The organism is Desulfovibrio intestinalis, from assembly GCF_014202345.1.
Lineage (GTDB): Bacteria > Desulfobacterota > Desulfovibrionia > Desulfovibrionales > Desulfovibrionaceae > Desulfovibrio > Desulfovibrio intestinalis.
In genome coordinates, this window is record NZ_JACHGO010000001.1 from 51,964 (window position 1) to 63,481 (window position 11,518).

The 11,518-nt window shown below is 56.4% G+C and carries 10 protein-coding genes and 1 tRNA gene; 1 reads left to right on the forward strand and 10 read right to left on the reverse strand.

Features of this window, described 5'->3' with window-relative positions; all coding sequences use genetic code 11:
- Window positions 1-13: 13 nt before the first annotated feature.
- The 10 genes from HNQ38_RS00200 to HNQ38_RS00245 form a co-directional block, all read right to left on the reverse strand.
- A complete protein-coding gene (locus HNQ38_RS00200; protein WP_183717113.1) occupies window positions 14-1,318 on the reverse strand; it encodes a DUF4857 domain-containing protein in 1,305 nt (434 codons plus the stop codon).
- Entirely contained in the window at window positions 1,315-1,983 is a 669-nt protein-coding gene (locus tag HNQ38_RS00205) for a hypothetical protein (protein WP_183717115.1), read from the reverse strand. The genes HNQ38_RS00200 and HNQ38_RS00205 overlap by 4 nt, the downstream gene beginning before the upstream one ends.
- 19 nt (window positions 1,984-2,002) lie before the next feature.
- A complete protein-coding gene (locus HNQ38_RS00210; protein ID WP_183717117.1) occupies window positions 2,003-2,899 on the reverse strand; it encodes an ABC transporter ATP-binding protein in 897 nt (298 codons plus the stop codon).
- Window positions 2,899-5,799 (reverse strand): M16 family metallopeptidase, encoded by a 2,901-nt coding sequence (locus HNQ38_RS00215; RefSeq protein ID WP_183717119.1) that lies wholly within the window; start codon window positions 5,797-5,799, stop codon window positions 2,899-2,901. Before HNQ38_RS00215 ends, HNQ38_RS00210 begins: the two co-directional genes overlap by 1 nt.
- A 240-nt stretch (window positions 5,800-6,039) precedes the next feature.
- Window positions 6,040-6,402, reverse strand: coding sequence for an ExbD/TolR family protein (locus HNQ38_RS00220; RefSeq protein ID WP_183717121.1), 363 nt, complete (start codon window positions 6,400-6,402; stop codon window positions 6,040-6,042).
- 66 nt (window positions 6,403-6,468) lie between these two features.
- Window positions 6,469-7,158 carry a MotA/TolQ/ExbB proton channel family protein gene (locus HNQ38_RS00225; RefSeq protein ID WP_183717123.1) on the reverse strand — a complete coding sequence of 230 codons (690 nt, stop codon included), beginning with the start codon at window positions 7,156-7,158 and terminating at the stop codon, window positions 6,469-6,471.
- 495 nt (window positions 7,159-7,653) lie between these two features.
- A tRNA-Thr gene (locus HNQ38_RS00230) sits at window positions 7,654-7,729 on the reverse strand.
- A gap of 100 nt (window positions 7,730-7,829) precedes the next feature.
- Complete coding sequence (gene yjgA, locus HNQ38_RS00235; protein WP_183717125.1) at window positions 7,830-8,441, reverse strand: ribosome biogenesis factor YjgA; 612 nt, start codon at window positions 8,439-8,441, stop codon at window positions 7,830-7,832.
- A gap of 8 nt (window positions 8,442-8,449) precedes the next feature.
- Window positions 8,450-9,361 carry a 4-hydroxybenzoate octaprenyltransferase gene (locus tag HNQ38_RS00240; protein ID WP_183717127.1) on the reverse strand — a complete coding sequence of 304 codons (912 nt, stop codon included), beginning with the start codon at window positions 9,359-9,361 and terminating at the stop codon, window positions 8,450-8,452.
- A 398-nt stretch (window positions 9,362-9,759) separates the two neighbouring features.
- Window positions 9,760-10,590, reverse strand: a complete 831-nt coding sequence (locus HNQ38_RS00245) for a MogA/MoaB family molybdenum cofactor biosynthesis protein (protein WP_183717129.1) — start codon at window positions 10,588-10,590, stop codon at window positions 9,760-9,762.
- A 154-nt stretch (window positions 10,591-10,744) separates the two neighbouring features.
- Between HNQ38_RS00245 and queF the strand changes: the two genes are divergently transcribed.
- On the forward strand, window positions 10,745-11,245 hold the full coding sequence (queF, locus tag HNQ38_RS00250) for a preQ(1) synthase (protein WP_183717131.1): 501 nt from the start codon (window positions 10,745-10,747) through the stop codon (window positions 11,243-11,245).
- Window positions 11,246-11,518: the final 273 nt, after the last annotated feature.

Sequence of the window (11,518 nt, forward strand, 5' to 3'; positions counted from 1 at the left end):
TCGCCTTGATTTTTTATTCAACTGAACAGCATGGAGGTGATGGCCGCGTCAGCGGCCCCATAAGAAGAAGCATCAGCAGGGCAGGCAGGCCAAGCGTCAGCGTGAGGACCAATTCTGGCCAGGTCCAGCGCAGCAACGAACCAACACCGTGTGTTGCACGTGCCCGCCGCCTCACAACCAGAAGTACAATGCTGCTCAACACGCAACCTGCCAGAGCCAACAGTGGATACTGCGCAGGCCGGACATGCAAAACCGTGCCTGGAATATGCGGCTCAAACTGTACGATGGAAAAAGGCGTCAGCAGGGAAAGCCCGCGTTGCAGGTTCTGCTGCCTGTCAAGAACGGCAGGAGGCGTGTTGAGATCAAGGTTGCGCAAGACGCGAAACTTGTTGTCAGTGGCCACCATAAACGCCTGCCGCTGGTTTTCCGGCCCCAGTCCCTTGACGGTTATGGTGGCATCCAGCGGGGTTATCCACAGGGATACCGATTGTGTGCCCGGTTCATAGCTGACTGGCAGGCGCAAGGGTTCAGTGTTTCGCAGGTTAAGGAACAGCCCGTTGTCTGTGGCTATAACACCGAGAAAATCGCTGTTTCTTTTTTCTTTGACGTCAATAAACAAGGGCTTGCCGGAAATTTTATGGCCCGTATTGCGGCAGAGAGGCTGCCCCTTGACCATACGCAACTGAAACAGCGCTCCGCTGGCATCCACAAAAAACATGCCTTCATCATGCCCTTTATAGGGGTCGGGATTGCTTGCCGCGGCCTGTAGAGGAAAGTGCACGCCTGCATCATTCAGGGCGGCAGTGAAAACCTTGCCCTTTGCCGGGTTTTCTTTGCCTGTGGCGCAATCAACAAAGCGCAGGGCGTTGTCGTCCACCAGCATGATGTCCGGCGGCAGCTTGTAGGAGGAGGTTTCAGGAGCAGACTCCATCAGAACCTGTACACGCGACATGGGCAACATCACGGCGCGAGGGTTCACCCGGGCCCAGGCGTTTTCCTGCGCGTCCGTATAGGTGATGGTCTGACCATCTATTTCCAGGGGAAAGCCGCCCCATTTTTCAATATCCTTGGGAAAGGAAAAAGGTGTGGCCATGCGGCCCTCGCGCAGGCTCAGGCGTGTTCCGTCTTCACGCTTGAAGATGAAAAGAGACGATCCGGTTTCCCAGAGAACAAACTCTTTAAATACCGGGCTGTACATGCCGCTGACCTGATAATACTCGGCGCGCGTCGAACGCAGATAGGTTTGCGGCACAAACCAGGCCAGCACAAATATTCCCATAAACACAGGCGCAAGACGTAACCAGTAGATACGCATCATTCGCCCTCCTTAACGCGCAGGGCCGCGGCTCCGAGAGCCAGGGGCCAGGGCAGGCATGCCAGTATGTAGAGCCAGAGGCTGGAATCCATTGAGGCAAAGCCCCGGCCATTGATGAGCATGGTAATATAGCCAAACCCAATCAGGGCAATGACGATCTTGCGCTTGAAAGACGGATCGGCAATGGCCGCCGCCGTGGCGCACCAGCTCACCGCGCCAGCCAAACCCCAGGGCAGGATGGTGCGGAACATCGGCATGAGCATCTCAGGAGGAAAACCAAAATACCTGCCCGCCAGAATGAAAGCCAGCGAGGCGACACAAAACAGGGCCAGCATGGCTCCCAGCCCGGTGACGATCTGCACGCCCAGCGAAAGACAGGACGACACGGGCAAATGAAACAGCAGGCGCAGGCGCTTGTTTGTGCTCTCCGGTATCAGCTGCACCGAAGCAAGCCATACACCGCCCAAAACAAATGCCCACTGAAGCGAGGTGAAATATATAGTGTCCTTGGCGATAATGCCGTTCCACGTATCTATGGCCCCGTGCATCGCCAGCACGCCCTTGAGCGTGAGGCAATAATCGGCCAGGGCAGCTCCCGCAAACATGAAGGGAACCCACAGAAAATAGCGGAGCTTGAGCCACTCCTTAAAAAACAGTGCCTTTATCATAATGCTTCCGCTTCCTCGTTCAATATCTGCCGGTCAGGCCTACAAAGGCGTCTTCAAAGGACATAGGCACTGGGGCGGGCGGGCCATCCAGGTTGTTCACGCCGCGGCTTTCAAGAAAAAAGCGCATTTCTTCGGGCATGGCGCGGCTGTATAACATGAGATGATCCACGCCCCGTTCCACGCGCAGCAGGGGGCCCTCATTGTCCCGCAGGGCTTCGCCAGCCTGTGAAAGAGGCACACGGTAGCAGAAAAACGAATGCATGAAATCGTCATAGCGTTCGTTGGCCAGCACTGCGCCTTTGTGGATGACAACAAGAGAATCCAGCAGGTTTTCCAGCTCCTGCACAACATGCGATGTCAGCAGTACGGTTGTTCCGCGGCGGCGCACATGATCTTGCAAAAATTCCAGGAACAGCCGCCGGTAACCCACGTCCAGTCCCAGAGAATAGTCGTCGAGGATCATAAGCTCTGCCTGCTGGGCAAAGATGAGCCCCAAAGTAACCTGTGAGCGCTGCCCGCAGGAAAGACGTGTGATGCGCCTGTTGGCGGGCACGCCCATACGGTTTACCAGGTCATAGTAAACCGTGCTGTCCCATTGCGGGTAGAAAGCGGCGTAAAACCTTTCTATTTCGGCAATGGTCATGAAGTTGTATTGTGTAAAGCCTTCATGCAGCAGGCCAATCCGCGCGCGTGCCTGCGGGGGAATGGAGTGGCTCGGATGCCCCATGACGGAACACAGGCCGGAATCCGGCTGCATGAAGCCCATCAATATGTTGATGCTGGTGCTTTTTCCCGCACCATTTTTACCCAGCAGGCCCACAACCTCGCCGCGCCGTACACTGAAATCAATGCCGTGCAGCACTTCTGTGCCGTGGTAGCTGTGTCGCAGGGCACGGCAGCAAACCATTTCTTCCATCAAAGGCTCTCCCCGGGAGCCGCGGCTTCCCCGCCACCCGGCTGGGTGGATATCACGGTCCATGAAGCGGCAGGAGCCTGAAGCAGCTCCTGCAGAGCGGCGGTGGCTTCCTCCGGCGTTACCTTGGCCAGTTCTTCACCGTTGGTGTTGGCCCACTGAAGAAAGGGCAGCCCCATATTCAGTTCGGCGGTCAGCAAACGCTGCCAGTACTGGGAACTTGCCCGGCCGCTTTTCAAACTTGTGAGAAGCGGGGCCCTCAAGCGGTCCAGCTCGGTTGCGCCAATATCCCAGGGGGTGAGTTTTTCAAGGTACGCGGCCACGTCTCCTGACTGCGCGTTGTCGGTGCCCACCTCTACTTGCAGCAGCGCATAACCGTTTTCAGCAGGCATGTTGCGGTAGAAAGCCGAGGGGCTGTAGCTGGCTCCCATGCGCTCCCGCAGGTCGCGGCGCAGCTTGTCGCGCAGGGTAGCAGCGGCCAGTTGGCGGGCGGCCAGCACGGCTCGGTCGCCATCGGCAGGAAAGTCCAGGCGCCATGCCTTGCGCAGTACCACCTGATCCACAGTGTCCGGCACCTTGACCAGCGCCTTGTCGTTAGCAGGGAAGGCCAGGGCAGCCGGAGCGTTGGTTCGGGGCGGCTGCACGGAATTCAGTCCGCCAAAATAGCGTGCTGCCAGGGCAAGAGCCTGTGGCGGGTTCACATCGCCGCTGATGACAACGCGGAGGGGACCTTCCTTACGGGCATTGGCCACAAAGTCGCGCACATCTGCAAGGTTGAACCCCGCAGCTTCCTCAGGCTCAAGCGAACGATAGCGCCGCGCGCCGCCGTAAAAAAATGTCTGGCCATCAGTTTTGGCTACTTCGGCTACGGTTTCACGCTTTTTGCGCACCTGCGCCTCAAGCTTGCGCCGCGCCTTCTGCAATGCTGCCGCGTCCATCTGGGGATCGGCAAACTGTGTCCAGGCCGCCTGAACAAGCAATTCCAGGCGGCGCGAATCGCCATCAACGTTTATGGACGCGCCTTGCGCGCCAAAGCTCTCCTTCACCGTGCCGCCGATGGTTTCCACGATCTTTTGCGCATCCAGGCGTGAAATTTTGCCGATTCCCCCTTCAGCCAGCACTGCCGCAGCTGTCTGCGCCAGGGCAATTTCGGCATCAGGTTGAGCCGCGTAGCCTGCTCCGTACAGAACCTGCACTGCAGCTTTGCCAGACTCAAAAGGCAGGGGCAGCACATAAACTTCCGTTCCATCACGCAGCTGCGCCTGATACAAACGCACTTCTTGCTCGCCCGGCAGTGAAAGCACACGGCTTTCCATTGCGGGTAGAGCCTTGGCTGGCGTTTCTCTGGGCACAGGCAGGTAAGGAAATGCCGGGCTTTCACGGCGGGCAACGGGGGCAAGCTCCCGCGCTGCGCCACTCTTCCAGGTCTGAAGAATTTCCTGCTGATCTGGGGGAACAGCGGCCCCGACAACAAGCGTGAGGTTATTGCCGCCCAGTACCTTGCGAGCAACGGCATTGACGGTTTTGGCCTTAACGTCTTTGCGTAACTGTTCAAAAAGATTCAGGTCGGCGGCAGGCGATGTTTGTACAAAATCCGCGTTGGCCGTGCGCACGAATTCGTCGGCCACGTCGGTATTGCTCATGCCGGAACGCTGCCCGACACGGCGTGCGAACGTCTTTTTAAGAGCGTCCAGAGCCTGGGCAATTTCCTGATCTGTAAAACCGTGCGTGGCTGCAAGGCGGGTTTCCTCGGCCAGGGCCTCAAGTGAATCGCGCCAGCCGGAAGCGTGCGTGTTCACGCCCATAACTGCGGACGGGATGAGCCCTTGCCGCCAGCGGTTCATAAAACGGCCATTGTTCCACAGGGCGTCACGCTGGTCGCGCTCTTGCAGGCGGCGTTGCATGCAATATTCCACTACAGAGTCGACAAGCTGTTCGAGCTGGTTTTTTTGAGAATCGCGCTGATGTACGCGGGGAAAATGCAGAATGACGGAAACGTCTTCTCCGCTGATGGCCCGTTGTTCGCTGATGGCCCTGATTCCCTCCAGTCTGGGATTGCCCCACGCCTGGGGTGCTGGGGCCGGGCCTGTATTTTTCATGTCGCCAAAAGCTTCTGCCACCAGGCGTTCCACTTCCGGGGCGGTAACAGAGCCAACGGCCACCAGAATCATGCGTTCAGGATGATACCATTTGCGGTAAAAGGCGGACAACCGTTCTGATGTGACGGCATTAAGGCATGCTTCAGTGCCAATGGGTTCGTTGACAAAAGCCGTACCCGCATACAGCTCGGCTGAGCGCTGGCGGCGGCTCTGCATGGCTTCATTGTCACGATGGTTTTTTTCCGCAAGTATGACGCCCAGCTCTTCTTCTACTTCCTTGGGGTCGAATTGCATGCCGTCAGCGAAATCTCGCAGAATGGTCAGGCCCATGGTCAGGGTTTCCTTATCCGTTCCGGCCAGATTCAACTTATAGACGGTTTCCGTCCATGCGGTATGGGCATTGGTGTCTCCCCCAAAGCTCATGCCGTGCTTCTGAAAAAAGGGAATAAGAGAGCCAGGAGGAAAGTTGCGCGTACCATTGAAGGCCATATGCTCCACATAGTGGGCGTACCCCAGCTCGTCTTCTTTTTCCATGAGGGAACCGGCCTGCACATCAAGATATAGCGACACCCGGCCCTTGGGGTTGGCGTTGGGAATCACGGCATATCGAAAGCCATTGGGCAGACGGCCAAAGGTAATGGCAGGATCGGCAGAAAGGTCCGAATGCTCGTGGGCCCATTTGCCATCGTACCAAAAAGCTTCAGCAAGCGACGTTTGCGTTGGCCCCGCATACAGGTTCACGGGGCTTCCAACCAGACAGCCAGCAAGTGCTACTGATGCCGCCATAAAGCGAAATATGGGCATATCATCACCTTTTGCGTGCGACAGCATGCGCCCGACCGAGCAGATGCAGGTCACATTATTTGAAAATGAAAATGAATACTTGTTCCATATAGATGACGGCATACAGCTATTTTAGCGTGTCTGTTGCCATCAAACGTGCTGCTTGCAGGAGTGCAGGCAGGGTGTTCGAAAAAATACCGAACCACAGTCAGTCTCCACAAGGCAGCGAACCCGGTAAAAGGCCTGCCGGAGTATTTTGGGCTACGGGCCTGCCGAGGAGGATTCGCTATTCTGATCCAACCCGGAGAAAACTGCCGCAAGGTCCCCCCTGGTCATGCCCGCCTCTCGCAATCTGTCCATAACGTTTCCATAGGGAGCATCCTTGTCAGCACGTACAAATATATGCTTGTCCCCGTATCCCAGACAGGCGATTGCTTTCGCCAGGGGGCAACCACTGTCTTGTGCTGATGCAGAAAAATCACGGCCTTTGGCTTTGCCCGTAAGCAGAGTATTGCCGTCATCAGAGGACAGCACTTCGGATATTTCAACCTTGGGCTGACTCACATCAAGCCCTTCTGTCATCATAGGGGCTGTAATCATAAAGATAATGAGCAAAGCCAGCATCACATTCACAAAGGGCGTGACGCTGATTTCCGCTACAAGATGGTCATCCGTTTGCGCGTGCCATCGCTAGATTTCTCCTGCAAATCCAAGTCCTTTGCCGTGGTCTGCAGCTTCATGCTGCAGGCGGTTGAGCAGTTGCCCCGCGTAGTTGATGCACACGCCTTCTATGGATCTTAGTCTGGCTCGAAAAATGTTGTAGCCACAGACTGCGGGAATGGCCACAAAAAGCCCTACAGCCGTGGCAATAAGGGCTTCGGCAATGCCCGGAGCCACCGTTGCCAGAGACACGCTCTTCATCTGGGCGATTGCCGTGAAAGAGTGCATGATGCCCCATACTGTGCCGAAAAGGCCAATAAAAGGCGCGGTGTTGGCCGCAGTGGCAAGAAGGGCCAGGGACGACTTGAGGCTGGCAATTTCTTCGGCAATGCCAAAGTGGAGCGCGCGGCGCACATTATCGGTAAGCAGGCGTTCAGTGTCGCCTGTACGCGCCAAGCGATTAAACTCGCGCACACCGCGCCAGGTGACGCTGAAAAGGGGAGAGTGCTCGTCGGCAGCCATGATAGGCAGCGAAGCTCGCAGGGGGCCGGCCTCGTCAAAAGCCGCCAAGCCTTCTGCGGCACGACGCTGGGCCGTGCGTAAGGTCAGCCACTTGCCGCACATATAAGCCCAGCTGGACACAGACATGCCCAGCAGGAGAACAAGAACAAATTTGGAAACAAGCGTAGCCTGCAAAATGGCCTGAATCATGGAGTCCATGAGTCCCCCCCCAGAACCCTTAATGCCGTCCCGACGCCGAATGCCTGTCTGGCCAATACGGGATAAAAAGAAATTGAATTTGAATGTTGATTTGCAGTTTGTAGCGGATACTTTAGTGCGCGTCAACCGAAGTGGAATATCATATCCAGTGTGGACAGCTGGTTAGGTGTGGAAATATTTCTAGTAAAAGAGTATGGTATGTTGATAGATCATGCCTTTTTGCAGATCTTGATACTGAGGAAAGTATTTCTTTAGGAAAATAATTGGTGCACGTGAAGCCGCCTTTATAGTCTCTTCAAGATTCAAAACAGGTTCGCTAAAATGGGCAGTCATAACTCTGGCAATCGCCTGCCACTGTGGAAATGCTACTCACAAGCGCAATATGAATCCTGCGTAGCACGCTGGGCCCGGGCGTAGTACTGGAAAAAAATATGCACAGAATCGTGCGTACCAACGAAAAAAGGTCACTGCGCAAACAGTGACCTTTTGATTTCGTGGAGCCCTTGAGCAGGATTGAACTGCTGACCTCATCCTTACCAAGGATGCACTCTACCGACTGAGCTACAAGGGCGTTGTAACGAAGAATGCTTTTAGCCTAAGCTTGTTTCATCGTCAAGCATTTTCCTGCTGTTATGTAATTTTCTCTCTGCGTTGGCGTAGAAGACGGCAATCTATGCGGTCAACAGGCTGTGCAAGGCGCGAAACAGCGCCCGGCGGGCATGTGGTGATGCCTTGTCGACAACTTCTTTGCGGGCCTGGAGTACAAGCTTGCGCAGGTCGTCCGTACTGGGTGCTTTTTTGCCTTGCCGTGGCTTCTCTTCAGTCTGATCCGTGTCGGCTTCTGCATTGCTGTCAGTTGCACCGGGACGGGGCAGGCTACGCAGCAAATCGTCCAGCTCGGCTTCAGGCGCTTCAAGCAGGCGCTCGCGCCATTGTTCAGCCCTGTGCAAAGCGGCGGTGGCAGCGGCTGAGGTTTCCTTGCGCTGGTCGAGGGCGGCGCGGATGGGGGCCGTATCGGCTTCACGCATAAGACGGCCAATGAACTGCATCTGACGGCGGCGACCTTCATGATCGCGCAGGCGGGCATACAGGGCCAGGGCTTCGGCAAGGTCAGGCGGCAGGTCCAGAGCCTGCACTTCCTGAGGCGAAAGGCGGGAAAGTTCTTCGCCCATAGCTTGCAGGGCCAGGCTTTCACGTTTTTTGGCCGAGCGGCTGGGCGGAGAAAAATCCTGATCTCCGTTTTCGTCCTTGGCGTGCCATTGATACTGTTTTTTACGAGGCATGAAATATCCTACAGGTAGATGCCCAATATCACGCCAACCAGCACCACGGGCGAAATGATGCCGTTAAGCGTGAAAAAGGCTGTGTTCACATACCGCAGATCCTGCGGTTTCATAATTCTGTGTTCAACAAAAAGCATAACCGTAATGCCAAACCACACGAGGTACCAGGGCCAGTGCAACCCGGCGGCAAAGCCGGCAAGCAGCAGAAACACCGATGTCATCGTGTGTGAGAAGGCGGCCAGAACCAGTGCTGTGCTGGGGCCGTAGGTGGCCGGAATGGAGTGTAGCCCGAAGGCCACGTCGAAGTCCATGTCCTGAAAGGCATAGTAAATGTCAAAGGCGGCTACCCAAAAAGTAACGGCCAGAAACAGCAGCAGGGGGGGCATGGTCAGGCTGTACGGGCTTACTGAAAGCCATCCGGCCAACGGAGCCAGCCCTAGGGTTGCTCCCAGCCAGAAATGGCACAGGGGCGTAAACCGCTTGAGAATGCTGTAAATTGCGGAAAAAATGAGCGCAGGCACTGACAGCCACAAGCAGACCTCGTTGATGCAGGCACAGGCAGCCACAAAAATAATGGCCATAAATGCGCAAAAAGCCCAGGTCTGTTTGGTGGTAATGGCCCCGGAGACCAGAGGACGGCTTTGCGTGCGCGGATTGTCGCGGTCAAAGGGCAGGTCCACAAGGCGGTTGAAGGCCATAGCGAAGGAGCGCGCCGCAACCATCGCGATGGTCAGAAACACCATGCTCCATAAGGGGGGCAGCCCGCGAGCCGCCAGCACGGCCCCGGCCCAGGCATAGGGCAGGGCAAAGACGGAATGCTCGATCTTGATCATGCGGCAGATGTCTGTAAACCTGCCGAAGGGCGCGGCCATACTGTCCATGGACAGTGACATCTGGCCGAAAGGATTTTTGAAGCGCATGGTTTCTCCTTGGAGCGTTTCGTAAGCAGGATGCGCATTCCTGATGTCTGCCCAATCACTCACGATGGCGTGTTTGCGCGTGGCTGGGCTACAGGACAAAAATATTCCGGGGCTGCCGAACAGCCTGCGGAAGGGACAAATATTCCGGTTTTGCGTCGCCTGAACCAGATCGGCGCGGGAGTGTGCGGTACTCCGATAGTGCTATTCTGCCAAGCCAGCGTTGTTTTCAGGTCAAGTCACGCTGCGCGGCACAAGGCCGCCAGTTGCTTTTCGCGCGTTCGCCCTAGAGCTGATTAACCTTGAAATGATCGCATTTCAAAGTTGTCATTCTGCCGAAGGATGCGATTCTCGGCAGAATCCACGCCGCGTTGCGGCGCGCTGCACGCTTGCGCAGCGCTCTAGCCGCCGCAGTCGCCGGGATCTCCCTGCAACTTGTTCAGGGCGTGGGGCAGGGCGGGCAGCACGGCAGACAGATTTTCAACAACTGCCTTGCGGCTGCCCGGCAGGTTGATGATGATACTTTGACCAAGTATTCCCGCTGCCGCGCGGGATATGACGGCATGCGGCGTTTTTGCCATACTGGCGGCAAGCATTGCCTGGGTAAAGCCGGGCAGGTTCGCGTCCAGCAGGGCTTCTGTCACCTGGGGCGTTATGTCGCGCGGCGACAGTCCGGTGCCGCCAGTGGTGCAGATGATGTCATACCCGTGGCTCAGGGCCAGTTCCGTCAGCAGGGCACGCAACTCAACGGCTTCATCCGGCAGCATAAAACCCTGGCTGTGGCACAGGGGCATGGCGGCGGCAATGGTTTCGGCTATGGCCGGGCCGCTCAAATCCTCGCGCATGCCGCGTGAACCCTTGTCTGAAAGGGTTATCCAGGCCAGGCTGTGCCCGTTTTTACGGGGCGTCAGCTCCAGCGGGCCTTCGGGCAGGTCAGTAAGGGCCGTGAGCAACAGACTGTGCGCCGAATGGCGGGCAGCCCCGATGCCGCAACCGTGAGCCGCGCCGCCCAGGCAGCCTTGCACAGCCAGCCATGCCCTTCCTGTCACCTTGAGCAGGGGGGTGCCACAGGCGCCGCAAAGGGTGGTGCCCACAGTAAGGGCAGGCAGGGCCCACTGCTCGGGAGCCATAAGGCCGTGCCTGGCAAGATACTCGTCAACCAGAACGCCCACGGGCAAAAGCGGCAGGCATTGGCCCCGCTGGCAGGCGTGTATGTGCATCAGAATATTCATGGGATACTCCGAAAAAATCCGTATGGCAGGTATCGGATTCATGTGAATAATAGAATATTGTAGCCGCAAGCGCGATGGGTTACAAGTCCAATACGCGCCCGTGCCCTTCAGGTTTCGGAGGGCGCAGGGCATTATTTTCAAGGAGTTTGAAGTTATGACTACTCGCAGCCAGGATCAGACCCAAGACCTGAAAGTGCTGGGCACAGGCCGTCTTGAATCCCCGGAAGGAGGCCCAAGTGTGGCCCTGCTGGAGGCCTTTCCCAACTGTTTTCCGCAGCGCCCCTATGTTATCAGCATCAGTTTTCCCGAATTCACATCGCTTTGCCCGGTGACGGGGCAGCCCGATTGCGGCACCATCACCGTTGAATACATCCCGGATGAATTTTGCGTGGAATCAAAGAGTTTTAAGCTCTATATGTTCGCTTTTCGCAATCATCAGTCTTTTATGGAAACTATCACCAATAACGTGCTGGACGACCTGCGCACGCTGCTGAACCCGTGCTGGTGCCGCGTCAAAGGTTTGTTTGCGCCTCGCGGCGGAACGCGCATTCACGTCTTTGCAGAATCCTTCAAGGATATGCCCGAAGAGCAGAATGCCCTTGTGCGCGAAGTTGTGCGCTCGTGGAAGTCTGAGCCGGACCCGCACCTTCCGTAGAGCATGTTAATTTTTTAAACTTACTCTGCTCAAGATTACATTCGGGGCTGTCAGGTATGGAAATATCTGGCGGCTCCGTTGCAAATCTCTTCGCCGGGTTCCTTGCGACAACAGCAAGGCCAAGTGCGAGGGGGCATTGCAGATAAAGATTTTAGGATCGCATGGCGCGGCAAGGTGGTTTTTGCGGTGCAGAATCGCCCAGATCCATAAAATGCCTTCCGGGCGCTGTCTGAAAAGATCAACGCAGAAAAACTTTGTCGCACAAGCGGTTTT

Excerpts from the sequence above, each read along its gene's own strand:
- HNQ38_RS00200 (WP_183717113.1), bottom strand. The coding sequence starts at position 1,318 with ATGATGCGTATCTACTGGTTACGTCTTGCGCCTGTGTTTATGGGAATA.
- HNQ38_RS00215 (WP_183717119.1), bottom strand. The coding sequence starts at position 5,799 with ATGCCCATATTTCGCTTTATGGCGGCATCAGTAGCACTTGCTGGCTGT.
- queF (WP_183717131.1), top strand. The coding sequence starts at position 10,745 with ATGACTACTCGCAGCCAGGATCAGACCCAAGACCTGAAAGTGCTGGGC.
- HNQ38_RS00245 (WP_183717129.1), bottom strand. The coding sequence starts at position 10,590 with ATGAATATTCTGATGCACATACACGCCTGCCAGCGGGGCCAATGCCTG.
- HNQ38_RS00240 (WP_183717127.1), bottom strand. The coding sequence starts at position 9,361 with ATGCGCTTCAAAAATCCTTTCGGCCAGATGTCACTGTCCATGGACAGT.
- HNQ38_RS00225 (WP_183717123.1), bottom strand. The coding sequence starts at position 7,158 with ATGGACTCCATGATTCAGGCCATTTTGCAGGCTACGCTTGTTTCCAAA.
- HNQ38_RS00205 (WP_183717115.1), bottom strand. The coding sequence starts at position 1,983 with ATGATAAAGGCACTGTTTTTTAAGGAGTGGCTCAAGCTCCGCTATTTT.
- HNQ38_RS00220 (WP_183717121.1), bottom strand. The coding sequence starts at position 6,402 with ATGCTGGCTTTGCTCATTATCTTTATGATTACAGCCCCTATGATGACA.
- HNQ38_RS00210 (WP_183717117.1), bottom strand. The coding sequence starts at position 2,899 with ATGGAAGAAATGGTTTGCTGCCGTGCCCTGCGACACAGCTACCACGGC.
- yjgA (WP_183717125.1), bottom strand. The coding sequence starts at position 8,441 with ATGCCTCGTAAAAAACAGTATCAATGGCACGCCAAGGACGAAAACGGA.